This window comes from Pseudoalteromonas sp. KG3 (assembly GCF_030436385.1).
Classification (GTDB): Bacteria; Pseudomonadota; Gammaproteobacteria; order Enterobacterales; family Alteromonadaceae; genus Pseudoalteromonas; species Pseudoalteromonas prydzensis.
In genome coordinates this window covers 1,012,478-1,038,202 of sequence record NZ_CP098523.1, presented here as the reverse complement: position 1 = coordinate 1,038,202, position 25,725 = coordinate 1,012,478, and the positions used below count along the sequence as shown (strand labels likewise).

Here is a 25,725-nt window from a genome sequence, read left to right as displayed (position 1 = left end):
GATTTAAACTGGTATGGTGAGCTGTTTTGTAAAGTTTTTTATAATGTTAGCCGTTGCCCCCCAAAGTAGTCCGTAAGGGGTTGAAAAGCCTTGTAAAGTAATTACCTTGCCGCGTCGTTCAAAATGTAAGGGTTGCCAATTGTTTACATTCGCTAAAGTATTTACGGGTAGTAAAAAACTTGCCGCAACTTCATTGTGATCGGGATGCCACTGGGTGTTTGCTGCGAGCACACCAACAAATGGCGTAATGGTGAATCCTGTAAGGGTAGAGTAATCGGGTAATTGGCCAATCACACTGACATACTCAGGAGCAATATTAAGCTCCTCATGTAGCTCGCGTAGGGCGGTGTTGCGTAAATCGATGTCACTGTGTTCATGTTTACCGCCAGGCAAACAAATTTCGCCAGGGTGATGATTTAAAAAGGTTGGACGTTTACATAATAAAATGTGCGCAATGTTGTTGATATCAATCAAGGGCAGCATCACGGCACTGGCTCGTTGAGTACCTTGTAAATAAGCATGATGCGCTGGAATGTCAGTATTAGGCGCCGTTAGCTGAAAACGAGCTATAAGCTGTTGGCTATTCAAATGGGTTACTTCAATAAAGGCAAAATTTTATTTACTTTATCGTAAGTTTCTTGGTATTCCAAATCCACTTGAGAGTCTGCCACAATCCCGCCGCCAGCCCAACAATAAATATGTTGATTATGACAGACTAAGGTGCGAATGGTAATGCTGGTATCCATGTTGCCGCATGCACTTAAGTAACCAATTGAGCCACAGTAAATACTGCGGCGATGCGGTTCTAATTCTTCAATAATTTCCATCGCGCGTATTTTTGGTGCGCCAGTAATAGAGCCTCCGGGGAAAGCAGCTTTGAGCTGATCAACCGCGGTTTTATCATCGGCTAACTGTGCTGTCACGGTGCTAACTAAATGATGCACGGCTGGAAAGCTCTCAATTGCAAACAACGAAGGTACGTGTACGCTGCCTGGCTTGGCAACTTTACCTAAATCGTTACGCAGTAAATCTACAATCATCACATTCTCGGCGCGATCTTTTGCTGAATTTTGTAAGCGAGTGGCTTGTGCGGCATCTTCTTGCGCGTCTTTACAGCGCGGCAAGGTGCCTTTAATAGGCTTAGTTTCAATGTGGCCTTGCTTGATGGCGATAAACCGCTCTGGTGAAATAGACACAATAGCGCCATCGGGGTGATTTATAAAACTAGAGAATGGCGCTTTGTTGGCTTCTCTAAGCGTACAATACGCTTGCCACGGCGAGCCTTGATATTGCGCCGAAAAGCGCTGTGCTAAGTTTATTTGGTAGCAATCACCACTTTTTAGGTAGGCTTGGATTCTGGCAAATTTATCGCTGTATTGAGCAAGGCTCATATTGGAGGACCAGTCACGGGTTATTTCAAACTCAGGATAAACAGGCACTTGCGTTGCTAACGGATCAAGATACAGGGCCTGCCTATCAATATTTGGCTGCGCGATATAAAACCAATGGCCGCGTTGTTTGTCGTAAATTAATGCGTCAGGATATAAGCCAATTGCCATTTGTGGCATGGCAATATCATCAATAGCTTGTTTTGGTAAGTGCTCAATTATGCGACCTAAATCGTAACCAAAATAACCCAGCCAACCACCACTAAACGGCAAGTCGTGCTGTGCTTTACTGTTATCAAGCTTGGCAAGCTCGCTTTGGATGACGCTGAAGCTGTCTTGCGTTGTCAATTTGTCATTAATATAGGTGTGATTATTTTTAACCTCAAGGCGTAGGCTAGGCGCTATCGCAATAAGATCATAACGGCTATTTACATGCTCGCTATTGGCAGAGTCGAGCAGTATTGCATAAGGTAAATCAGCAAAATAAGCGAAAACCTCTACACAGTTGAGCGAAATGTCTAATTGAATACAGGTTTTTTGTTGCTTTATCATCTATTTTTTTACCCTGAAAAACTGGCTCGAAACGGGCTGGGAGGGTATCATAAGTTAAAATTTTTTGGCAGCGTTTAGTGAATAACAAAGGCTGTTACAAACCACCGTCACGGTTTGATTTATGTTACGTGTATAAATACGTAAAGGTAACTTAAGGAACCCCTATGAGTACAATTCGTCAGCAAGACTTTATTGATAGCATTGAAGATGCTCTGCAATATATTTCGTTTTATCACCCACTTGATTTTGTACAAGCACTCGAAAAAGCCTATAACAAAGAGCAAAGTAAAGCAGCGAAAGATGCCATCGCGCAAATTCTAATTAACTCGCGTATGTCGGCTGAAGGTAAGCGTCCACTATGCCAAGACACTGGCATTATCACCTGCTTTGTAAAAGTTGGCATGGATGTGAAGTGGGATAAAACAGATTTAACCGTACAACAAATGGTTGATGAAGGAACGCGTCGTGCTTATTTGAACCCAGATAACCCTTTACGTGCATCGATTGTTGCAGATCCTGCTGGTACACGTAAAAACACCAAAGACAACACGCCATCTGTAGTTCACATTGATTTAGTGGCCGGAGGCGAAGTTGAAGTCATGGTGGCAGCTAAAGGCGGCGGCTCTGAAAATAAAACCAAGATGGTGATGCTAAACCCATCTGATGACGTAGCAGCATGGGTTGAAAAAACTTTACCGACGATGGGCGCTGGTTGGTGTCCACCGGGCATGTTGGGAATAGGTATTGGTGGTACAGCTGAAAAAGCAGCGGTGCTTGCAAAAGAATCACTAATGGATCCTGTTGATATCCATGAGCTTATGGAACGTGGCGCCGAAACTACGGAAGAAAAATTACGTTTAGATATTTTTGAACGTGCAAACAAACTGGGCATTGGTGCACAAGGCCTCGGTGGTTTAACTACGGTCGTTGATGTGAAAATCAAAACTGCGCCGACTCACGCAGCATCAAAACCTGTGGTAATGATCCCTAATTGTGCAGCGACTCGCCATGTTCACTTTACCCTTGATGGTTCAGGCCCTGCGAACTTAAAAGCGCCAAAACTTGAAGATTGGCCAGAAGTAACGTTTGAGGTAGGTGAAGGCACACGTCGTGTTAATTTAAATACGTTAACTAAAGAAGATACCCGTGAATGGAAAATGGGCGAGACAGTATTATTGTCAGGCACTATTTTAACTGGCCGTGATGCGGCGCATAAACGTTTACAAGATATGATCAACTCAGGCGAAGGTTTACCAGAGGGCGTTGATTTTGATAATAAATTTATCTACTACGTTGGCCCAGTTGACGCGGTACGTGATGAAGCGGTAGGCCCAGCAGGCCCTACAACGGCTACCCGTATGGATAAATTTACTGACATGATGTTAGAGAAAACCGGCATCATTGGTATGATTGGTAAAGCAGAGCGTGGTCCAGCAACTGTAGAATCTATCAAAAACAATAAGTCAGTGTATTTGATGGCAGTGGGTGGTGCAGCATACTTAGTATCTAAAGCTATCAAGAAAGCCCGCGTTGTGGCGTTTGAAGACTTAGGTATGGAAGCTATCTACGAGTTTGAAGTAGAAGATATGCCAGTTACCGTTGCAGTTGATAGCGAAGGCGCCAATGCGCATACGCAAGGCCCTGCGATTTGGAAAGCTAAAATTGAAGAGCTAGACGGTAAGTTAAAATAATCCGTCGCTGATTCTGTGCGGTATTTAGCAAATGTTAAATACCGCCGGTCAGATCTGACCAGTTTTAATAATTTCCGCAAACCTCTACATAACTCACTCTATTTAAACATATAGTATCGATTTTCTGGTTGTAATATTTACTTTACACTAAACTTGCCTTTTACGTTCACGTAAAGCTATGATGATGGTTTTTCATTTATTCTGCATTTATATTTTGTATGCCGTACTTTTTATGAATTAAATATGCTGGTTATTGGCTTTATTTCATTTTTTTATGATGTTTCTTTATTTTGATTAGTTTTATCATCTCATATAGTGGTAAGGCGCAATTTGAAGTGATAAAGTCTCGGCAATTTCAGCGTGCATACCCTCTCACGGGTTACAAATTTCGGAGTAAGATAAAGTGGCTGTGTTTAATCAAGTTGACTTTGATAACCACGAACAAGTGGTTTTTTGTGCAGATAAAGAATCAGGCCTTCGAGCAATTATTGCCGTTCATAATACTAACCTAGGCCCAGCTGTAGGCGGATGCAGAATGTGGGATTATGCCAGTGACGACGACGCAGTAGTAGATGCCCTGCGTTTATCAAAAGGTATGACCTATAAAAATGCAGTAGCACGCCTGCCTTTTGGTGGTGGAAAGTCAGTGATCATCGGTAATGCAAAAGAGATTAAATCAGAGCAGTTATTCCGTGCCTTTGGGCGTCAATTAGAACGTTTAAATGGCAGCTATTATTCAGCCGAAGATGTTAATATCACTTGTGATGATGTTGCCATTATGAATAAAGAAACCAACTACGTATTAGGCCTTGAAGGTAAAAGTGGCAATCCATCACCTTTTACTGCCTACGGCACATTTTTAGGTATTAAAGCTGCTTTACAGCATCAACGTGGCCATCAGGACCTAACCGGTATTAAAGTCGCCGTGCAAGGTTTAGGTGCCGTTGCTTATGGTTTATGTAAACATTTACATGAAGCCGGTGCAACTTTGTTTGTTACTGATATCAATCAAGTCGCGATTGACCGTGTTGTAAATGATTTTGCAGCAACTGCGGTGAGCATTGATGAAATATATGACCTTGATGTAGACGTGTATGCACCGTGTGCATTGGGCGCAACAATTAATGATGCAACGATCCCTCGTATTAAAGCGACTATTATTGCAGGGTGTGCGAACAACCAATTAGCAGAGTCGCGTCACGGTGAAATTATTCGTGAAAAAGGCATTTTGTATGCCCCAGACTATGTGATCAACGCTGGCGGTATTATTAATGTTTATTATGAAACTGCGCCAGAAGGTTACTCTGTTGAAGCGTCAAATAAACATGTTGAAGGGATTTATGCTACTCTAACTGAAATTTTTGCACGCAGTGAAAAAGAGCAAAAATCAACGCATTTAATTGCCGATGAGCTAGCACAAGAGATCATCAAAAACGGTTTATAATAGCCGAATACCAATCGTGTTAAATATTTAAGCCGATTGGTATATAGGCGTGCAATTGCACGCCTTTACTTTACCCAATAAATCCCTCACGATACGCTTACCCTAAGCTGTTTAATTTTAAAATAATGACTCCAATAGATTTAACTTCTTGGCCTCGCCAACAACATTTCTCTTTGTTTAAAGAGTTTACCCAACCTTATTTTAATGTTTGTGTACAGCTCGATATGGCAGCACTTTATCAGTACTGTAAGGCACAACAATATTCATTTTTTCATGCGTATATTTATGCAGCGCTACAGGCGAGTAATGCTTATCAGCCAATGTTGTTGCGCATCATAGATAACATGCCTTGGCAATTAACAGCGCAACGAGCCAGTGTGGTTGAACTTGCCGATGATGATACTTTTCGCTTTAGTTATTTGTTACCAAAGCAAAGCTTTGCTGATTTTCAAGTTCATGCACGTGCTGTGAGTCTGGCAACAAAACAACAACCCTTATTTTCCGAAGCGTTTGCATGCACTGAGGGACAGGCCGACTTGCTGCATATTTCAGTACTACCATGGTTGGATTTTATGAGTTTCTCGCATGCCTTTAGCCAAAGTGATAATTTTGGTATTCCTAAACTAGTGTTTGGTAAGTTTAATGCTAAAACGGGGAAAATGCCGTTTTCTATAGATGTGCATCATGCCTTAATGGATGGATTGCATGTGGCTAAGTTTATTGAACAACTGCAACGCTGTATTGATGATTTTTGTGTTTAGAGCCGTTTAGTTTAGACGTAAACAAATTGTGTTATTTAGTTAATGAAAATAAAATTAAGACTATGTTAGTATAATTACCGAATAGTGAAATATAATGATAATTAACTACCAATAAATCATTATTAATTTAGTTTGTGTTAGTGCTAAGTTGTTAGCCCGCCATAATTACAAAGGCGTTTAGTGTAATGATTCGTTCAGGTCTTTGCTTTTTCATTTTTGTTATGTTCAGTAGCCTGGCTGCTGAACAAACTCGTTTACCTCTTAATGATTATTTCGCTGAAACATGGAATACCCGCTCAGGTTTACCTCACAATAGTATTAATAGTGTTGCACAAACCAACGATGGCTATGTGTGGATTGCGACTTGGGAAGGGCTAGCCCGTTTTAATGGGCGTGAATTTAAGTTATTTACTCGCTCAGAAATAACTGGTTTACCTGATTCTGGTTTACGCAGCCTAGCCCCCCAAGCTGATGGCAGTTTGTATATTTCAGGTGCACGCGGTGGTGTTGGTCATTTAAAAGAGCGACAGTGGATTGCGCAAAATGATGCGTCAGCGATGGTCAATTACATATTAAAAACGCGCACTGGTGAAATGTGGTTAGCACTTGAAGGCGAAGGGGTGACATATCGTGAGTTTGATAATGGGCCTGAACATCAGGTTTTAGTCAATCTAAGCGCATATAGATTAGTTGAAGATGACAATGGTTTGATTTGGGCCGCTACCAGTGATGGCTTGTATCGAATTGAAAATAAAATAGCACAGTTAGTCACAGCAAATAGCGGGTTACCGAATAATTCTATTTACTCTTTATTATTAACTAAGCAAGGCCAACTTATTGTCGCTGGTGAAAAAGGTGCGTGGCGATTAGTGGGTGATATGTTTGAAAGCATCCATCAACTTGATGGGGAGTCTATTTCTAGCTTGTTACAAGATGATCATGATGACATTTGGTTTGGTACGATAAATAAAGGCCTATTTAGGCTCAGTGAAATAGGCTTAGAGCAACTGGATGCCGAGGCTGGTTTGCCGGCAAATCGTATTTTATCGTTAATGCAAGATCGTGAAAAAAGTATCTGGGTTGGCACCAACGGCGGTGTCTATCGATTACGGGAAGCGCCTTTTTCGTCATGGACAAAAAAACGCGGGCTCAACGGGGACTATGTACGCAGTGTGCTGTCTCGCGCAGATGGCAGTATGTGGGTGGGCAGTAGTTTAGGCTTAAATCGTATTATTAATGATAAAGTTGAGCTGATAAAACCCGCATTTGATCAGGATCCTTTATCCATTCTCAGCTTAGCTGAAGATAATCAAGGCAATGTGTGGGTTGGTACTTATACCAGCGGTTTAATGCGCGTTATTGATAAAAAAATCTACCCAGTCATTAATCGTGATAATGGTTTGCTTAGTAACGAAGTTAGAGCTCTTTTGTTTGATAATGAACAGCGCTTATGGGTCGGCTCTGCTGCAGGCTTAACACGTATCGATGCTGATGGTTCATTAACTCAATTTACAACCAAGCAAGGGCTACCAGGTGATTTTATTATGGCGCTTGCTCTTGATAGCCATGGCAATATTTGGGTTGGCACAGGTGTAGGTGTTGCCATGTTTAATAGCGCGCTTGGAGAATTTAAAGGGCAGGCATTTCCTAAACAATTTAATGCAAAATATGCATTTGGTTTTTACGCTCAACAAGGTTTTATGTGGATGACCACAGACAGAGGTTTAATTCGCTTTAATGTTATCACGGGCGATATTGCTATGTTGGGCCGTGAGCAAGGCTTACCGGTTGATAAGCTCTTTCAGTTAGTGGCGCAAAGCGACTTGTTTTGGCTGTCGAGTAACCGCGGTATTATTCAAGTTAAGCAGCAACAAGTGAATGATTTTTTAGATGATCCAATCAACACGAGGGGCCAAAAATTACAGTACCAGCTCTATGATGAAGGTGATGGTATGCTTAGCGCCCAGGCTAATGGTGGTTCTAACCCAGCTGCAACACTGCATAACGACGGCAGTATTTGGTTTGCGACTTCGCAAGGTGCCAGTACAGTTATCCCTGAGCGTATAAAAAAAACCACGCAAATATCACTGCCAACAGTCATTGAAAATTTATACGTTGATGGTAAAAATACCCCCTTATTATACGACGAAGAAGTCTTATTTTTACCGCCAAGTACGTCGCGGTTATCATTTCATTATGCTGGCTTGAGTTTTATTATGCCGCAGAGACTCAATTTCCAAACAAAATTACTGGGTTATAATAATGAATGGGTTAATCGTCAGCGCTTAACAATTACAGAATATACAAACCTTGCGCCGGGTAAATACACTTTTATGGTAAGAGCGGGATACCCAAATAGTCCGTGGCAAGATAATTATAAAACCGTTAACTTTGTTATTCAGTCATATTTTTGGCAAAAAACAAGCTTCAAACTGGTGATGTTTTTTTCGTTACTAGTGCTTGCATACGGCGTGTATCAATATCGTCTTTATCATTATAAAAACATTGAAAAACAGCTCACTATTCGTGTTGAGCAACAAACCAGAGACTTACAACAACAAACGGATGCATTTGCGCATCAAGCAACTCATGACCAGTTGACGGATTTACCAAATCGTCGTGCTTTTGATAGCTGGTTAGCTGATAACTTTACCGACTTTAAACAGCAAGCTTTACCTTTGGCTATTGCGATTATGGATATCGATCATTTCAAACGAATTAATGATGGCTGGTCACATATTATTGGCGATCGGGTAATTTGTGTCGTTGCTCACCTGTTAAGCCAGTGTGGTGAGAATAACGCGAGTCTTGTCGCTCGCTGGGGTGGTGAGGAATTTACGTTACTATTCCCTAATAAAACTGCGCAACAAGCCGCGCAATTGTGTGAAGAGCTACGCCAGGAAATTGCAAACTACGATTTCTCAAATATTGCCAGTGGGCTAACTGTTACGGTTAGCTTTGGTGTAGCAGACTCATTGACTGTTAATGATTATGATCGGTTACTAGCGCAAGCAGATCAGGCATTATATAAAGCAAAAAGTAATGGTCGAAATAGGGTGGAGGTAACATCTGCTGAAACATTTACTGTTGGGTAGTTGAAACCTTTGCATGATTTTTTGCAATTAATAATTGTGTGCATTTTGTACATTTTGTTTATAGCTAAGAAAACTCGCTACAGGCTGCACTATATCAGGTACATAAAATATATTTATGCAAGCATAAAAACATTTCATTAACATAATTTTAACCTTGATGCTATACCTTTTGTTCCCAGTTAGGGATTTTTACTCTGGAAAAGGAACAAAAGATGAAAAATAATATAATTAATATTGCATTAGCAAGTGCCTTAGGTGTGTCACCTGTGGTGTTTGCTGAAGGGCACACGGCAAGATCATTATAAATTGAACTTATAGAATATGTAGTGATCAGATCAAGGCATAATAATCACCTTGGTCACGTAAAATATGAGCGCTACTTTTCTGAAACACTTTAATTCAATTACCGATCCTCGCATTGAACGCTGTAAAAAGCATGAGCTTATCGATATTCTCCTTTTAGCCATTAGTGCAGTAATCTCCGGTGCACAAGGATGGGAGGATATTGAAGACTTTGGGCATCTAAAACTTGATTGGTTAAAAAGATATGGCGCTTTCAACGCGGGTATTCCAAGACACGACACCATAGCCCGTGTCATTTGTCGGTTAAAATCAGATGAAATAGAGCATGCATTTCAATCTTGGATATCTTCACTTATTGAAACCACGGGTGCTGATATTATTGCTATGGATGGAAAAACTGCACGTCGTTCATTTACAACCAAAGATAGAAAAAGTGCTTTACATACCGTCAGTGCATGGAGCTGCCAACACCAGTTAGTTTTAGGGCAAACAGCCGTTGATAGCAAAACAAATGAAATCACAGCCATACCTGAGTTACTCACCATGCTAGATATTGAAAATAGCATCATTACACTTGATGCTATGGGCTGCCAGCAAGAAATAGCGAAACAAATAATTAAACAAAAAGCTGATTATATCCTAGCGCTCAAAGGTAACCATTCAGGTATGCAGAGTGAATTAGAAGCTTGGTGGCACAAGAGTGAGCGCGAAGGATTGACCAATAGCAACTATGATAAACATACCGAAATAAGCTCAGGGCATGGGCGCATTGAAACAAGGGTTTGTCAGCAATTGCTTATTGATAAAAGCTGGTTAGATAAAATCTACCAATGGTCTGGCTTAAAGAGTGTTATTCAAGTAACCGCTGAGGTTCACGATAAATCATCAGGTACAGACACGATAGAAACGCGTTGGTATATTAGTTCGTTAGCGTTAGGTGCGGAGCAAGCACTTAATGCGGTACGAAGCCACTGGCAGGTTGAAAGTATGCATTGGATGTTGGATATGAACTTTAGGGAAGATGAATCAAGAATCCGTAAGAAGCAAGGACCCCTTGTTTTTAACGTAATGAGAAAAATAGCCATGGCGTTATTTAAACAAGATACAACTAAAACAGCCAGTATGGCGAGAAAAAAGAAAATGGCAGGGCTAGACGATGATTATCGCTCAACCCTGTTAGAATCTGGGATTAAAATGCGCTAGCCGTGCTGAAGGGCATAAGCACGATGATTTTTCGTTTACAGCTCAGTCTATTGAATCACTAAAATTAAATGCTTTACTGGTTGTTGATGATACTCAGTTTGTATTCAATAATGAATTATTGAATAAAGATTGGGATAATTTTTTTGCTCTACATGCCCCTGCACTAGAAGATAAAAAAGAGCTTATTTTGCATTGGGCAGGTTACACCAGTATTAACCCGAAAATCATTCTAGCCTTGATTGAGCAGCAAAGTGGTTTGCTGTCTAACCCTGATGCTGATTTCGCAGCTCCGTTAATAGGTTTATCTGATGAGCAGGGTTTTGACGCGCAAGTAGAAGATTTAGTAACAAAATTAAGCCAGCGGTTTTATGCTTACAAACAGTGGCAAGATAGCCAAGTGACGGCAATAACATCAAAATATACAAGTACAGCTATATCTAATCAGGCGAGTAGTAATAGCAGTACTGCAGCAACTGCGGCCTTGGTTAGTGTATTTAAAAAACGTAATAAATTGGCAGTGGATCAGGATATCGTTAATCACTCTAATGACGATTTAACCGTTTTTTTGGCCACTTTTGATCGTTTATTTCCCGAAAGTAGTGCGCAGTTACAACACTCATCAAAAAGCACAGTGCAAAGTGCTGAACAACAATTCGTTGCTGCCAGCTTTTCTATGAATTTACCTTGGCCATCTGGTTACTGGTATAGCGGTGGTGCTCATTCAAATACAGGCTCTGGTTATCCATATTCATCACTTGATTTTAACAATGGTTCGGGTAACTGGGGCAGTAATACACCATACGTACAAGCGGCTCATGGCGGCACAGTCACGCGTTTTTCATCGTGCAATATTCGTGTAACGCACTCCAGTGGTTATGCAACCAACTATTATCATATGTCTAACTTACAATATACCAGTGGTGATTATGTACAACCTGGCGCATGGCTTGGCCGTTATGCTAACAACTATAATCAGGCTTTGTGTGAAGGCGGTCAATCATCAGGCCCGCATGTACACTTCACACTGTTGTATAACGGTCAGCAGGTGTCACTGCACAATCAGTACATCAGTGGCCATCGTATTGATGTAGGTAACAGTAATTATGACGATAACTGTAACCGCTTCTATTTCGAGCGTTATGGTTATAAAACCTGCGCATGGCAGCCACTGTATCGTTAATTCTACAAGCTGTTAACCTGTATTTAGGTTAACAGCATGCCAAGGAGCCGTAGCTCCTAAATGGATATGCGGCGTTTTATTTGTAGTTAACTAATTGAATTTACCAGCCAACGGACATATTAATACTGCATAGCTTTTTAGTGGACACTCATATGGTAAATGGATTATTAATACTGGCGCTAATTGCGTTTGTGGCTGTTTATTGGCGATGGCCGGTAATTCAAAATCGACTGTGGCAAAAGAAATACCGAGATTACCGTTTAGATGACAAACAAAAATCCTTGCTACTGCGTTGTATGCCTATCTACCAAAGAATGACCGATAGCGATCGTGAGAAATTAGAGCGTCATATTGTGTGGTTTTTAAATGAGAAACGTTTTATCGGCTGTGATGGTTTACAGTTAAATGATGCCATGAAGCTGATAGTTGCAGCTGACGCATGCGTGTTAGTGCTCAACAAACCATGGCCCTTATATCAAAATGTGAAAGAGATTTTGCTTTACCCTAGTGCATATTATGCCCCACAAACGTCCCGTGACAATGCTGGGCTGGTAAGTTATCACAATACGGTACGCCAAGGAGAGTCGTGGCCTGGCGGCACTTTAGTACTGAGCTGGCATGATGTCTTAGAAGGTAACCGTTTGCCCAGTGACGGACATAATTTAGTGTTTCATGAGTTTGCTCATCAACTTGATCAAGAAACAGGAAAAACAACCGGCACGCCGTTATTAGCAAAGCAAACTGATTATCAACAATGGGGACGTGTTTTTAGCCGTGCCTATAACCAGTTAAAAACCCACGTGGCTTATAATATGCCCCATGTTATTCATAGTTATGGCGCGACTAATGAAGCCGAATTTTTTGCTGTAGTCACTGAAACCTTTCTTGAAAAACCCGCCGAGCTGCGCCATTACGACCCTGAAATATACAGTTTGTTGGTCGGTTATTATCAGTTTGACCCGATAAAATGGCATTAACCGCCAAATACCTGCGCTTTATCAGATATCGCTGGCACGGCTAGCGCATTTTAATCCCAGATTCTAACAGGGTTGAGCGATAATCATCGTCTAGCCCTGCCATTTTCTTTTTTCTCGCCATACTGGCTGTTTTAGTTGTATCTTGTTTAAATAACGCCATGGCTATTTTTCTCATTACGTTAAAAACAAGGGGTCCTTGCTTCTTACGGATTCTTGATTCATCTTCCCTAAAGTTCATATCCAACATCCAATGCATACTTTCAACCTGCCAGTGGCTTCGTACCGCATTAAGTGCTTGCTCCGCACCTAACGCTAACGAACTAATATACCAACGCGTTTCTATCGTGTCTGTACCTGATGATTTATCGTGAACCTCAGCGGTTACTTGAATAACACTCTTTAAGCCAGACCATTGGTAGATTTTATCTAACCAGCTTTTATCAATAAGCAATTGCTGACAAACCCTTGTTTCAATGCGCCCATGCCCTGAGCTTATTTCGGTATGTTTATCATAGTTGCTATTGGTCAATCCTTCGCGCTCACTCTTGTGCCACCAAGCTTCTAATTCACTCTGCATACCTGAATGGTTACCTTTGAGCGCTAGGATATAATCAGCTTTTTGTTTAATTATTTGTTTCGCTATTTCTTGCTGGCAGCCCATAGCATCAAGTGTAATGATGCTATTTTCAATATCTAGCATGGTGAGTAACTCAGGTATGGCTGTGATTTCATTTGTTTTGCTATCAACGGCTGTTTGCCCTAAAACTAACTGGTGTTGGCAGCTCCATGCACTGACGGTATGTAAAGCACTTTTTCTATCTTTGGTTGTAAATGAACGACGTGCAGTTTTTCCATCCATAGCAATAATATCAGCACCCGTGGTTTCAATAAGTGAAGATATCCAAGATTGAAATGCATGCTCTATTTCATCTGATTTTAACCGACAAATGACACGGGCTATGGTGTCGTGTCTTGGAATACCCGCGTTGAAAGCGCCATATCTTTTTAACCAATCAAGTTTTAGATGCCCAAAGTCTTCAATATCCTCCCATCCTTGTGCACCGGAGATTACTGCACTAATGGCTAAAAGGAGAATATCGATAAGCTCATGCTTTTTACAGCGTTCAATGCGAGGATCGGTAATTGAATTAAAGTGTTTCAGAAAAGTAGCGCTCATATTTTACGTGACCAAGGTGATTATTATGCCTTGATCTGATCACTACATATTCTATAAGTTCAATTTATAATGATCTTGCCGTGATATCGCTGGTAACTTGCAGCCGTTTTTGTTGCAATCATGTTCATAAGATGAAAACCGCAATAAAAATAAGCGAGAATGCAATGAAAACAATGCTTCATACAGCGATGGCTGTTGCTGTGTCATTGGCACTTTATGGCCAAGCTCAGGCAGCGGATAATAATGATGAAAAATGGCAAGTAGATGCGCCGCAAGGGCAGTTTACTGATGCGGTTATCAGTGTCTCACAAGGCACGTGGATGAATATTGATGTTAGCCCTGATGGCAAAACCATCGTGTTTGATTTACTCGGTGATATTTATACCATGCCTATGGCTGGTGGCACGGCGTTGCAGCTTACTTCTGATATAGCATGGCAAATGCAGCCACGTTTTAGCCCTGATGGAAAGCATATTGCGTTTACCTCAGATCAAGGTGGTGGCGATAATATCTGGCTAATGGATGTAAATGGTGAAAACCAAACGCCGGTGACCGATGAAACGTTTCGCCTGCTCAATAGCCCTGCTTGGAGTCCTGATGGCGATTACATAGTTGCTCGTAAACATTTTACTGCAACGCGCTCACTGGGCGCTGGTGAAGTATGGCTTTATCATAAAGCGGGTGGTAAAGGTGTACAACTCACTCAACGCGCGGATGACCAAAAAGATTTAGGTGAGCCAATGTTCTCACCGGATGGCCGTTATGTGTATTTTTCTCATGATGCAACACCGGGTAAAACCTTCCACTATTCAAAAGATTCCGTTGCTGGTATTTATAAAATCAAACGCTATGATCGGCAAACGGGTGAGATAGAAACGATTATTGATGGTGTCGGCGGTGCAATTCGACCAACCCCTTCGCCGGATGGCAAAAAGTTGGCGTATATTAAGCGTGACGACTTCCAAACGAGCCTGTATTTATATGATTTAACCAGCGGCAAACACACCAAGTTATACGATAAGCTTGAACGTGATATGCAAGAAACATGGGCTATTCATGGTGTGTATCCAACCATTGCCTGGACCCCAGATAACCAACAACTGGTGTTTTGGGCGGGTGGTACTATTCACAAACTGGATGTAAGTGACGGTGATGTAGAAACTGTGCCATTTGCAGTTAAAACCAGTAAGAAAATTCAAAAAGCAGTGCGCTTTACGCAGAACATTGATAGCGATGAATTTGCTGTAAAAATGCTCCGTAACGTGCAGGTGTCACCGGATGGTGAAACGGCAATTTTTGAAGCGCTAGGACATATTTATAAACGCGATTTAGAGTCAGGTAAAGTTAAACGTTTAACTACACAAGATGATCACTTTGAGTTGTTCCCGCAGTTTTCCCGTGATGGTAAAAAAATCGTTTATGTAACCTGGGACGATAACGAGCAGGGCGCTGTACGAGTTGTATCTGCACGCAGTGGTCGTGGTGATGCTATCACCACAGAGCCGGGTAAATATGTTGAGCCAACCTTTAGCCCTGATGGTAAAACGGTGGTGTATCGTAAAGCCTCTGGTGGCAGTATTTTAAACCCTGATTGGTCTTTGCACCCTGGTATTTATGCAGTGAGCAGTAAAGGCGGTAAAGCAGAACTTATTACTAAAAGTGGTTATCAGCCACAGTTTGCAGCAGAAAATGACCGTATTTATGTAATGAGCCCGTGGCCAAAGCCTACGTTGAGCATGGTTGAGCTGGATTCGAAAAAAATCACTAAGCTTTATGAGTCAGAGCATGCCACTGAGTTTAGAGTCTCGCCTGATGGTAAATATTTAGCTTTTGCAGAGCGCTTTAAAGTATTTGTTACGCCCTTAGTGCAAAGTGGTAAAACCATTAATATTGGTCCTAAAGACAGCCAGTTCCCAATCGAGCAGTTATCTGTTCGTGCCGGTGAGAATATCAGCTGGAGCGCCAGCAGCGATAAACTGTATTGGAGCTTAGGCCCTGAGCTTTATCATGCAAGCTTGGCAGGTTTATTTGATATAAATAAAGCGGATGACGCTGATTTTAAAGTAACAAGCGGCGATAACATTGGCTTTAGTAGCAAAATGGCTGAACCAAAAGGCATGATAGCCTTAACGGGCGCACGTATTATTACCATGAAAGGTGAGCAAGTCATTGAAAATGGCGTATTACTAACCGATGGTAAGCATATTAAAGCCGTTGGTAGCGCCGGTGATGTTAGCATTCCAAAAGGCGCCCAAGTGATCGACGTCACGGGTAAAACCATTATGCCAGGGATTGTTGATGCGCACGCGCATGGTTCACAAGCCAGTGATGAAATTATTCCTGAGCAAAACTGGAAAAACTTAGCCGGTTTATCGTTGGGTGTAACCACGATTCACGATCCATCAAACGATACCACGGAAATTTTTGCAGCCAGCGAAATGCAAAAAGCGGGAAGCATAGTTGGTCCGCGTATCTTCTCAACCGGTACTATTTTATATGGCGCCAATATGCCTGGTTATACGTCGCATATTGATTCGTTAGAGGATGCAAAATTTCATCTAGAGCGTTTAAAGAAAGTCGGCGCATTTAGTGTTAAGTCATATAACCAACCACGCCGTGAACAGCGCCAACAAGTGATTGAAGCCGGTAGAGAGCTTGAGATGATGGTGGTACCAGAAGGCGGCTCATTACTGCAACATAACTTAACCATGGTGGTTGATGGTCACACCGGAATTGAGCATTCAATACCAGTGGCAAATATTTATGATGACATTAAGCAGCTTTGGTCACAAAGTGATGTGGGCTATACGCCAACCCTGGGGGTTGCCTATGGCGGGATTTGGGGGGAAAACTATTGGTACGATAAAACAGACGTGTGGAATCATCCGCGTTTGAGTAAATTTGTGCCAAAAAACCAATTGCTACCGCGTTCAATGCGCCGCGTTAAAGCACCGGATCATCACTATAATCACTTTAATAATGCCCGCGTTGCAAAAGAGCTGCAAGATTTGGGCGTATTAGTGAATTTAGGTGCGCATGGCCAGCGCGAAGGACTTGCCGCGCATTGGGAGATCTGGATGTTTGCGCAAGGCGGTATGACACCACTTGAGGCAATTCGTGCGGCGACGCTTGATCCGGCAAAGTACATCGGCCTTGATCAAAATATCGGTTCATTAGAAGTCGGTAAACTGGCTGACTTAATGGTGATCGATGGCAATCCACTGACGAATATCCGTGATACAGATAAAGTTGATTACACTATGATCAACGGTCGCTTGTTTGATGCCGCGACTATGAATGAAGTTGGCAAAAAAGCACGTGACAAACTGTACTTTGAAGATAAGTAATTATTAGAACTAATAAAAAGCGGCTGAATAGCCGCTTTTTTTATGGCTGCACATTCATTAACTGACATAACAACTCTGGATTTTGTAAAAAGTGATTCGTTGTATGCGTGACTCGCGCTTGGCAGATCATGCCCTCTTTTAGAGTCATCAGCAGCTGCGCCAGTTGAGCGGCTTTAGCGGGCTGGTTTTGTAATTGCGCCGTTTGGCTGAGTGTATCAATTAGCAGAGTTAGCACCGCTTGTTTATGTGCTGCGCACTGCAAAGCAATAGGATGATCGGGCACAGGATATTCTGCCGCAGTATTAATAAAGAAACAGCCATTAAAATTGCCAAGCTCGGGCGCTTTATTATCTATCCAAGTTGCGATAGCACCAAATAATGCACAGGCAACGTCTAGTGGCGTTGTACTGCCTGCAATTTGCTTGCTTAACCAGGTATTAAAACGCTGATCTCTCACCTCAAGACACGCGCAGATCAACTCATCTTTACTGACGAAATGATTATAAAGCGTTTTTTTTGCAACACCTGATCCTTTAAGTATTTCATTAATGCCTACCGCATGGATGCCTTTTTGATAGAAGGCACTGAGTGCGGTATTAATTATCTGGGTACGTTTATCCATGGCTGCTCCTAGTCAAAAAGTAAGCTTGACATAAGTAGACCGACTTGTCTACACTGTCGCATGTAGACAGGTCGGTCTACTTTGTTTGGAGGTAACTATGAATTATCCGTTTTATAAAGCACTCAGTGCCGGTGTATTTTCTGCAATGACATTATTGGTGTTGGCGTATTTAGAAAGTTTAGGGAATTATGGAATTTGGTTAATGGCCCCTTTTGGTGCTACAGCGGTGTTAGTGTTTGGCGTGCCACACAGCCCGCTAGCAAAAGCAAAAAACGTGATAATAGGGCATTTTTTAACTGCGTTAATTGGTGTTGTTTTTGTGAATTTTGTGGGTGTTGAGCCAATTAGCATTGCTGTAGCCACGGGCTTGGCTATCACAGCCATGATGCTGACAGACACCATTCATCCTGCTGCCGGTGCGAACCCTATTCTAATCATGTTAAGTGGGCAAAGTTGGGATTTTCTGCTCATGCCAGTGTTGCTTGGCACTGTATTTATTGTGCTGTGCGGTACATTATCTAACGGTGCAAATAAAAAAATTGCGCAATACGTGACGCACAAAAAAACCGCTTAAAAGCGGTTTTTTAATAACAACTAAATTAGCTTACACAACACCGCGCGGTAGGCGACAATCGTGATCTTTTTCAGCTAGGTACACAATCCAAAGTTCTTCGGCTGTGTAACCTTCTTCATTCGCTGTTGTTATAGTAAATGGCGCTTTTTTAACAGCTGCTTTAGCGGGAGCTACTTTAGTTTTAGTTTTTTTAGCTGGTGCTTTAGCGGCAGGTTTGTCAGACGTTGTGCCTGATGTTAACTGCTCTGTTAATTCAGCAACTTCTGCAAGGCGTAAATTTTTGCCGCCATCGATGCTGTACCAACCAGGTTTGGTGGTGATTTCAGGTTTCTTACCGTTGGCTGCTTGATATGCAGCTTCAAAGGCATTTAATACTTCTGTTTTGTCTAGTTTGCTCATCAGAGACCCTATACGTTGTAAACACAGATTGAGAATATTTATTTATACCTATTTTTGACTTACTTTTCAATTTTTTGCGATTTTCCTTCCATTTTAGCCCTATAAACGCCAAAATTTGCACAGAATTTAACGCTAATCTGGAATAATAAAATGCAGCGCAGAGAATTTAATCACTTATTAAATACTATTTTAAAACCGGATGCTATCCAAGATTTTTGTCCAAATGGCTTACAAGTTGAAGGACGTGAGCAGGTCAAAAAAATTGTTACTGGTGTCACTGCCAGCCAAGCATTAATAGATGCTGCAATTGCTCATAACGCAGATACAATATTAGTTCATCATGGCTATTTTTGGAAAGGTGAAGCGCAAGCAATTACCGGGATTAAAAAACGTCGCATAGCTGCGCTGCTTAATCACGATATAAATTTGTTTGCGTACCACCTTCCTCTTGATGTGCACCCGGTAATAGGCAATAACGCACAACTTGCCCAATTACTTGACTTAGAGATGACTGAAGGCTTAGAGCCTGTGGCAAACAGCGTGGCGGTAAAAGGGCGATTAAAAACCCCGATGAGTGGCGAACAGTTCGCACAAAAGATAGCAAGGGTATTAAACCGAGAGCCATTGGTTAGTTTAGTACGCGATGAACCAATTGAAACAATTGCGTGGTGCACTGGCGGTGGCCAAGGGTATATCGATTTGGCGGCAAACCAAGGCATAGATGCATACCTAACTGGCGAGGCATCAGAGCAAACCATCCATAGCTCCCGAGAACAGCATATTGATTTTTTTGCCGCAGGCCATCACGCCACCGAGCGCTATGGTATAAAAGCGCTCGGTGAGTTATTGGCTGAGCAACATGGCTTTGATGTAACCTTTATTGATATAGATAACCCAGTATAACCCTGAACTTGATTTAGAGCGCTTCTGGATCAATCCAGCGGCGCACGTTTATCCACGCACTTCCTAGTACTTCATGCCAATAACTGGTAACGGCCTTGAGCACTTCTACATTTGGAATATATTGTTTGTGAGCAGGCCAGGCGGAGAAATCATAAAAATCCGTAGCGGCAGGGATCACGTCAACACCTTGGGCGTTAAATAAATTGGTTGCCCGTGCCATATGACTGGCAGAGGTGACCAGTGCCACTTTAAAATCAACAAGCGTTGGCGCTAAAAGCCGTGCTTCGTCGGCGGTATCCATGGCTGCGGGGTTTTGTTTGATGCGCGCCGCATCCATTCCTAAGCTGATGGCAGTTTGTTGCATCAAGCTACTATTGGTGACTTTTGCATAGCCACCGCCTGAAACAATAAGTTGCGCATTAGGGTAAATGTTGGCTAACCGCAGGCCTTCTATTAAGCGACTTTTAGCGCAATTACCGAGCTGACTATTGGCACTAAGTTGTGGGTTGGGATTTACGTCGCAACCCAGTACCACTATTTTATCGAGTGCTGGCTGCTGATTTGAGTGAAAGGTGTATTTTAATTGCGAACTTGGATCTATTATTTGTTGGCCAATAAATGGGGTGCTGACCAGCAGTAAAAAGCTGATTGCGAAGATACCAATATACGCGCTGAGCTTATTGGTGCGCAGCGCGATAACCAGAGCGATAAAGCACAGTATTCCCAATAACGGTAACGGCATAAGCATTGCGCCGAGGATTTTTTTTAATTCAAACATTACAGTAGCACACATAAAAGGGTTTTTTGTATGCTACTGGGTTACTGTTATTTTATCGACCGTTATTTAACTTACAGGTATTTAAAAAGTGGCGATAGACTGGATTGTCTTTCATATTCTTTTTCATCGCTAAATACATCGGCCGTGTTAAGCCCAGCGCACCCAACGGAATTGATTTTATCAGCCCTTGGCTTTCATAAGGTGTGACTAACCAATCTGGTAATGCCGCAACGCCCATTCCCGCGCTTACTAGTTGAAAAATTAATAAGCCTTGATCAACCGTTTTTAAAGTACCGTCATAGCGTGCATTTTGAATGAAATGCTTAAATATATCCTGACGTTCACGAGGAATAGGGTACGAAATAATGGTTTCGTTTTTTAGATCAAGGGCTGTGACATAGGCTTTTTTTGCCAGTTCATGATCAGGGGCAACAATGAGCTTAAGTTTAAAATCAAATAAATGTGCGTATTCAAGTTTATCTGGCTCACGAATATCTGAGGTTAATACTAAGTCCAGTTCATCGCTGAGCAGATCAGGTATAGCGTCATAACTAAAGCCGCGCTCGTAATCCACTTTAATATCTGGCCAAAAGTTATTGAATTCTTTAATCGTCGGTAGTAACCAATGAAAACAGGCGTGGCATTCTACACTTAGGCGTAATTGTGAGATTGGTTGGTTAAGACTTTCTTTCAAACGACACTTAGTCGCCTCAACGCGAGGCAGTACTTCGTTTGCAAGTTCTAGCAATAGCATACCTTGCGGAGTAAAACGTACCGGTTGAGTTTTACGTTCAAATAGTTGGCAATCAAGCTTGTTTTCTAAATCTTTGATTTGATGTGATAAAGCAGATTGAGTCAAAAATAATTCCCGCGCAGTATTCACCAAAGAACCGGTTTCTTTCAAGGTTGCGATGGTTTTCAAATGTTTTACATCAATCATCTTTAATAATTCTCATGGTAAAAGTGAGCTGAACTCAGATTGCAGACATAATACGCTTTTATTAAAGGTGCTTCAACGTCTAGATGGCTAAATAACGTCATTTTTTCACGTAAAGTTTACAAGTTCACTATAGCATTAAATTTGACAGCGTTGTCATTGTATTTTTTTAGATTATTAAAATTATTTCCATGAATTTACCTCACGTTAGAACTGAGAAAGCATCAATTGTACGATTGCAATCACGAGTGTAGATTTTAGCCATCTAAACAGCTAAATAGAGATTAGAGCATATGGCACAATTACATAACTTAGGCTTTCCGCGAATAGGTAAAAAGCGCGAATTGAAATTTGCAGTTGAATCATATTGGGCAGGTAACATCACTCAAGCAGAGCTATTAGCGCAAGGGGAGGCGATCCGCGCAGAAAATTGGGCACTGCAGGCTGATGCTGGTATTGATTTATTACCGGTGGGCGACTTTGCTTGGTACGACCATGTACTGGCTACCAGTTTATTAGTTGGTGCTATCCCTGAGCGTCATCAAACAGCGGATGGCAGCGTGGATCTGGATACCTTGTTTGGTATTGGTCGTGGCCGCGCACCAACAGGTTGTGCATGTGCAGCCAGCGAAATGACCAAGTGGTTTAACACTAACTATCATTATATTGTGCCTGAGCTTAGCAGTGATCAGCAGTTTCAATTAACTTGGAGCGAGTTATTTGAACACGTTGCCCAAGCACAAAAATTAGGTTATCAAGCAAAAGCGGTGTTATTGGGCCCTGTCAGTTACCTTTATTTAGCTAAATGTGCAGGTAAAGAGTTTGATAAATTAAGTTTACTTGAAAAGCTACTGCCCGTTTATCAACAGGTATTAGCTAAACTTGCTGCGCAAGGGGTTGCGTGGGTACAAATTGACGAGCCTATTTTGGGCCTTGAACTTGCACAAGATTATCGCAATGCATTAAAAACGAGCTTAAATGCATTAGCCGGACAAGGTGTAAAGTTGCTACTTGCCAGTTATTTTGACTCAGTAACTGCTTATTATAACGATATTGCTGACTACCCAGTTGATGGTGTGCACTTTGACTGTGTTGCAAGCGATGTAGATGTGACAACGCTTGATTTGCTATTAAGTCCATCACAAGTGCTGTCGCTTGGTGTTATCAACGGTCGTAATATATGGCGCGCTGACTTAGAAGTTGTCTATGCAAATGTAAAAGACATTGCTGCAAAGCGTGCTGATAACTTATGGCTTGCGCCGTCGTGTTCCTTATTACATACCCCAGTGGATTTAGACCAAGAGCAACAGCTTGATGATGAGCTGCGTTCGTGGCTTGCATTCGCGAAACAAAAAGGCCAAGAACTGGCATTACTAAAAGCGGCACTTGCAAGTAATGATGTCAGCGCGTTGCAAAGCTACTGCGCACCAGTTAAAGCACGTTTAACGTCAAAGCGGGTGAATAATCTTGCTGTGCAGCAACGTGTCAGTGCATTAACGGCAACAGATGGTGAGCGCAACAGCGTATTTGCTCAGCGTATCGAAAAGCAACATGCGGCGCTTGATTTGCCGCTATTACCAACCACAACGATAGGGTCGTTCCCGCAAACACAGGCTATTCGTAAAGCCCGACGTGATTTTAAAGCCGGGGAGTTATCCGCTGCACAATACCAATCGCAAATGGCGGCAGAAATTCGTTACGCGGTTGAAGAGCAAGAAGCGCTCGATCTTGATGTATTAGTGCACGGAGAAGCTGAGCGAAACGACATGGTTGAGTATTTTGGAGAGCTCCTTGAAGGCTTTGCTTTTACTCAATTTGGCTGGGTACAAAGTTACGGCTCACGCTGTGTGAAACCGCCAGTCATTTGGGGCGATGTCTCACGTGAACAGCCAATGACGGTTGAGTGGAGTAAATATGCGCAATCGCTGACTGACAAGAAAATGAAAGGCATGCTCACAGGCCCTGTGACGATTCTATTTTGGTCATTCATTCGTGATGATTTAGATAAGCCAACCATAGCTAATCAAATAGCACTTGCACTGCGCGATGAAGTGGTTGATCTGCAAAATGCGGGTATTGAAATCATTCAAATTGATGAACCTGCATTTCGTGAAGGTATGCCGCTAAAAGCCAGCCAATGGCAAGCATACTTGGAATGGGCTGCGTATGCATTTAGGGTGTCTGCCAGTGGTGTGAAAGATGAAACGCAAATTCATACGCATATGTGCTACGCCGAGTTTAATGACATCATTGCTGCGATTGCAGATATGGATGCTGATGTGATCACCATTGAAACGTCGCGTTCAAACATGGAGTTACTTGCAGCATTTGAGGATTTTGCATACCCGAATGATATTGGTCCTGGGGTGTATGATATTCACACACCGAATGTGCCCGACATTGCATGGATAAAAGCCTTGATCCACAAAGCGGCGCGAAAAATACCTGTTCAGCGCTTATGGGTTAATCCAGACTGTGGTTTGAAAACCCGTGGCTGGGAAGAAACGCGTCAAGCACTTGATAACATGGTTAAAGCAACTAAAGAACTCAGAAAAGAGCTTACCTAAATTAAAGAACATCCCCTACGATGCAAAGCCCTAACTAAACTAGGTTAGGGCTTTTTTTGCGCTCTGGTGTCTGTTTTTTTATCCTGGGCTTTAAAACCAATGTTTGCTGAGTGCTTTAATAGCATGATATTGCCGATAATAACTGCCAGCACAACAATGATAATAAGGACTTGCCAAATTTGCATGATTTTTTAATGACCAATTAATTTTCACTGAGTTTAGCAGCTATTATACACTTTAAAAACGCCGAGCTAACGACAGCGAAATAAAGTCAAGGCCAGGGTTTGGACTTTTAAATCCCGCATTTGAATAATGTAAATAGCGTAGTGCGGCCTTAGTTTTTCCAAAGTCAGCAACCAACCCAAGGCGGTCTTCAAATTGGTAGTGGGTGCTTACATTTTTGCCTGCAAAGTGAGTGTCGTTAATTAATGAAACACCAATTCCAGCTTCAAAATACAGGGGAATGCTTGCAACTGATCCGATCGGGTATTGAAATACCGGCGACAAAGCCAGCACTGTATTGGTCTGGTGATTATTTTCAGCGCCATATTGCCATAAGTTAATACTTGATTCTAAGTAAACATGGGTGTTTTTAAATAGCGTCTGTAGAGACTCAGGATGATACTGATAGGCTAATTTTATCCCTTTTACATCACCTTCACCTTGAATGTAATCAACCGCATAGCCATGAGGGGAAGGTTTATTATCGCTGGCATACGAGAAGCAACTGAACGTCGCAATAAAAACTAAAATTGATAAGGTGTATTTTTTAAATAACATATGAAAAAACTCTTCGAGTGATAAATGTGTTATTTACAAAATAAGGGCGCGAAGAATGCTAATTCAAGGAGCATAAATTCACAAACTCTGTGCATTTATGCAAGAGTTTAGCTAACAAGATGAAATAAAAAGATTAAATTTATTGGTGTCAGTTTGGCATTAATAAGGTGCTATTTTGAGGCTTTTTAATCTCTTATGAACAGCGTAAATTACACGCTAAGATTTACTCAGGACTTATCAACAATGATTTTACTCAGCCGTTACTTTTTATTTATCTCACTTCTTTTTAGTGCTTCGTTGTTTGCGCAGGCTCAACCGTCGCCACATCAGTTACTAACCCAAGTTGGGGATCAGCTGTTTAGCGAAATTGGCAAAATAAACAGCCAAGGTACTGCAAGTAAAGGTGACATGGCAAAAGTTGTTGATAAGTTTCTAATGCCAAATATTGATGTGAAATTTGTATCGTATAAATTATTAGGCAAGCATATAAAAGGGATTGAGCGCGAACAAGCGACTGCTTTTATCAGTGCGGTGGAGCATTACTTAACCACGACATACGCAAGTGCATTAATGAAATACACTGGTCAAGAAATAAAGTTTGAAGAAAGCAGCGACACAACGGCTGGCGATTTTGCAACTGTGAAAACACAAATTATCGATAAAAATGCGCCGACCATTGATTTGCATTTTAAGCTTCGCCAAGGCAAAGATGGCAGCTGGAAAGTTTATGATATTGTTGCTGAGGGAATTTCATTACTGAGTACAAAACAAAAAGAAGTGATCCAACGAATTTCAGATGTTGGATTGGATCAAGTGACAGCTGAACTTAATAGTAAGTAACCTTTCCCATGTACGTCTCCAACCTAAAGCGGCACGCTGTGAAAACACCGTGCCGCTTTGTTATTTTCTTTTAAAATCACATTGTTTGTCTATAGCGTGTGGTTTTGGGTATGCTAGAATAATCGACATATTAAGCGCAGTGTCAGTTTGTGGTTGTTATAACTAGACATTGACTTATTTCCCTAGCATTTCAGACACTGGAGTTGT

At 41.7% G+C, this 25,725-nt stretch carries 21 protein-coding genes; 12 read left to right on the top strand and 9 right to left on the bottom strand.

Annotation, left to right across the window (positions count from 1 at the left end; translation table 11 throughout):
• Positions 1–3 precede the first annotated feature (3 nt).
• Together NDQ71_RS04980 and pabB are read right to left on the bottom strand one after the other, a co-directional pair.
• Complete coding sequence (locus NDQ71_RS04980) at positions 4–588, bottom strand: CoA pyrophosphatase (protein ID WP_192540772.1); 585 nt, start codon at positions 586–588, stop codon at positions 4–6.
• Between the two features lie 5 nt (positions 589–593).
• Positions 594–1,940, bottom strand: coding sequence for an aminodeoxychorismate synthase component I (pabB, locus tag NDQ71_RS04975; RefSeq protein WP_192540773.1), 1,347 nt, complete (start codon positions 1,938–1,940; stop codon positions 594–596).
• A 164-nt stretch (positions 1,941–2,104) separates the two neighbouring features.
• On the opposite strand from pabB, the gene NDQ71_RS04970 reads away from it, so the two are divergent.
• The 7 genes from NDQ71_RS04970 (at position 2,105) to NDQ71_RS04940 (ending at position 12,594) form a co-directional block, all read left to right on the top strand.
• Complete coding sequence (locus tag NDQ71_RS04970; protein WP_064667489.1) at positions 2,105–3,631, top strand: fumarate hydratase; 1,527 nt, start codon at positions 2,105–2,107, stop codon at positions 3,629–3,631.
• 403 nt (positions 3,632–4,034) lie between these two features.
• On the top strand, positions 4,035–5,075 hold the full coding sequence (locus NDQ71_RS04965) for a Glu/Leu/Phe/Val dehydrogenase (RefSeq protein WP_064667488.1): 1,041 nt from the start codon (positions 4,035–4,037) through the stop codon (positions 5,073–5,075).
• Positions 5,076–5,200: 125 nt separating this feature from the next.
• Positions 5,201–5,836 (top strand): CatA-like O-acetyltransferase, encoded by a 636-nt coding sequence (locus NDQ71_RS04960; protein ID WP_064667487.1) that lies wholly within the window; start codon positions 5,201–5,203, stop codon positions 5,834–5,836.
• 185 nt (positions 5,837–6,021) lie between these two features.
• Positions 6,022–8,931, top strand: a complete 2,910-nt coding sequence (locus tag NDQ71_RS04955; RefSeq protein ID WP_192540774.1) for a ligand-binding sensor domain-containing diguanylate cyclase — start codon at positions 6,022–6,024, stop codon at positions 8,929–8,931.
• A gap of 369 nt (positions 8,932–9,300) precedes the next feature.
• Entirely contained in the window at positions 9,301–10,437 is a 1,137-nt protein-coding gene (locus NDQ71_RS04950) for an ISAs1 family transposase (RefSeq protein WP_024602346.1), read from the top strand.
• A 118-nt stretch (positions 10,438–10,555) separates the two neighbouring features.
• The gene (locus NDQ71_RS04945) at positions 10,556–11,617 is read left to right on the top strand and encodes a M23 family metallopeptidase (protein ID WP_301562369.1); all 1,062 of its coding nucleotides are present in this window, start codon (positions 10,556–10,558) and stop codon (positions 11,615–11,617) included.
• Positions 11,618–11,769: 152 nt separating this feature from the next.
• Positions 11,770–12,594 (top strand): M90 family metallopeptidase, encoded by an 825-nt coding sequence (locus NDQ71_RS04940; RefSeq protein ID WP_192540776.1) that lies wholly within the window; start codon positions 11,770–11,772, stop codon positions 12,592–12,594.
• Between the two features lie 40 nt (positions 12,595–12,634).
• On the opposite strand, the gene NDQ71_RS04935 is transcribed toward NDQ71_RS04940, so the two are convergent.
• On the bottom strand, positions 12,635–13,771 hold the full coding sequence (locus NDQ71_RS04935) for an ISAs1 family transposase (RefSeq protein WP_024602346.1): 1,137 nt from the start codon (positions 13,769–13,771) through the stop codon (positions 12,635–12,637).
• Positions 13,772–13,935: 164 nt separating this feature from the next.
• Between NDQ71_RS04935 and NDQ71_RS04930 the strand changes: the two genes are divergently transcribed.
• On the top strand, positions 13,936–17,118 hold the full coding sequence (locus NDQ71_RS04930; RefSeq protein WP_192540777.1) for an amidohydrolase family protein: 3,183 nt from the start codon (positions 13,936–13,938) through the stop codon (positions 17,116–17,118).
• Between the two features lie 40 nt (positions 17,119–17,158).
• On the opposite strand, the gene NDQ71_RS04925 is transcribed toward NDQ71_RS04930, so the two are convergent.
• Positions 17,159–17,740 (bottom strand): TetR/AcrR family transcriptional regulator, encoded by a 582-nt coding sequence (locus tag NDQ71_RS04925; RefSeq protein WP_192540778.1) that lies wholly within the window; start codon positions 17,738–17,740, stop codon positions 17,159–17,161.
• Between the two features lie 97 nt (positions 17,741–17,837).
• Here NDQ71_RS04925 and NDQ71_RS04920 point away from each other — a divergent pair, with 97 nt between their 5' ends.
• Positions 17,838–18,314: an HPP family protein gene (locus NDQ71_RS04920; RefSeq protein WP_301562368.1), complete on the top strand. Its 477-nt coding sequence runs from the start codon at positions 17,838–17,840 to the stop codon at positions 18,312–18,314.
• A 30-nt stretch (positions 18,315–18,344) separates the two neighbouring features.
• On the opposite strand, the gene NDQ71_RS04915 is transcribed toward NDQ71_RS04920, so the two are convergent.
• Positions 18,345–18,713 (bottom strand): hypothetical protein, encoded by a 369-nt coding sequence (locus tag NDQ71_RS04915; RefSeq protein ID WP_301562367.1) that lies wholly within the window; start codon positions 18,711–18,713, stop codon positions 18,345–18,347.
• A gap of 150 nt (positions 18,714–18,863) precedes the next feature.
• Here NDQ71_RS04915 and NDQ71_RS04910 point away from each other — a divergent pair, with 150 nt between their 5' ends.
• The gene (locus NDQ71_RS04910) at positions 18,864–19,616 is read left to right on the top strand and encodes a Nif3-like dinuclear metal center hexameric protein (protein WP_301562366.1); all 753 of its coding nucleotides are present in this window, start codon (positions 18,864–18,866) and stop codon (positions 19,614–19,616) included.
• Between the two features lie 13 nt (positions 19,617–19,629).
• Here the strand turns inward: NDQ71_RS04910 and NDQ71_RS04905 are convergent, their stop codons facing one another.
• Positions 19,630–20,394 carry a YdcF family protein gene (locus NDQ71_RS04905; RefSeq protein ID WP_301562365.1) on the bottom strand — a complete coding sequence of 255 codons (765 nt, stop codon included), beginning with the start codon at positions 20,392–20,394 and terminating at the stop codon, positions 19,630–19,632.
• Positions 20,395–20,446: 52 nt separating this feature from the next.
• Positions 20,447–21,334, bottom strand: coding sequence for a LysR substrate-binding domain-containing protein (locus NDQ71_RS04900; protein ID WP_301562364.1), 888 nt, complete (start codon positions 21,332–21,334; stop codon positions 20,447–20,449).
• A gap of 290 nt (positions 21,335–21,624) precedes the next feature.
• Here NDQ71_RS04900 and metE point away from each other — a divergent pair, with 290 nt between their 5' ends.
• On the top strand, positions 21,625–23,898 hold the full coding sequence (metE, locus tag NDQ71_RS04895) for a 5-methyltetrahydropteroyltriglutamate--homocysteine S-methyltransferase (RefSeq protein WP_301562363.1): 2,274 nt from the start codon (positions 21,625–21,627) through the stop codon (positions 23,896–23,898).
• Positions 23,899–23,942: 44 nt separating this feature from the next.
• Here the strand turns inward: metE and NDQ71_RS04890 are convergent, their stop codons facing one another.
• Both NDQ71_RS04890 and NDQ71_RS04885 read right to left on the bottom strand, forming a co-directional pair.
• Positions 23,943–24,083, bottom strand: coding sequence for a DUF2897 family protein (locus tag NDQ71_RS04890; RefSeq protein ID WP_192540784.1), 141 nt, complete (start codon positions 24,081–24,083; stop codon positions 23,943–23,945).
• A 52-nt stretch (positions 24,084–24,135) separates the two neighbouring features.
• Positions 24,136–24,678, bottom strand: coding sequence for an acyloxyacyl hydrolase (locus NDQ71_RS04885; protein WP_064667477.1), 543 nt, complete (start codon positions 24,676–24,678; stop codon positions 24,136–24,138).
• Positions 24,679–24,921: 243 nt separating this feature from the next.
• Between NDQ71_RS04885 and NDQ71_RS04880 the strand changes: the two genes are divergently transcribed.
• Entirely contained in the window at positions 24,922–25,518 is a 597-nt protein-coding gene (locus NDQ71_RS04880; protein ID WP_301562362.1) for a phospholipid-binding protein MlaC, read from the top strand.
• Positions 25,519–25,725 lie beyond the last annotated feature (207 nt).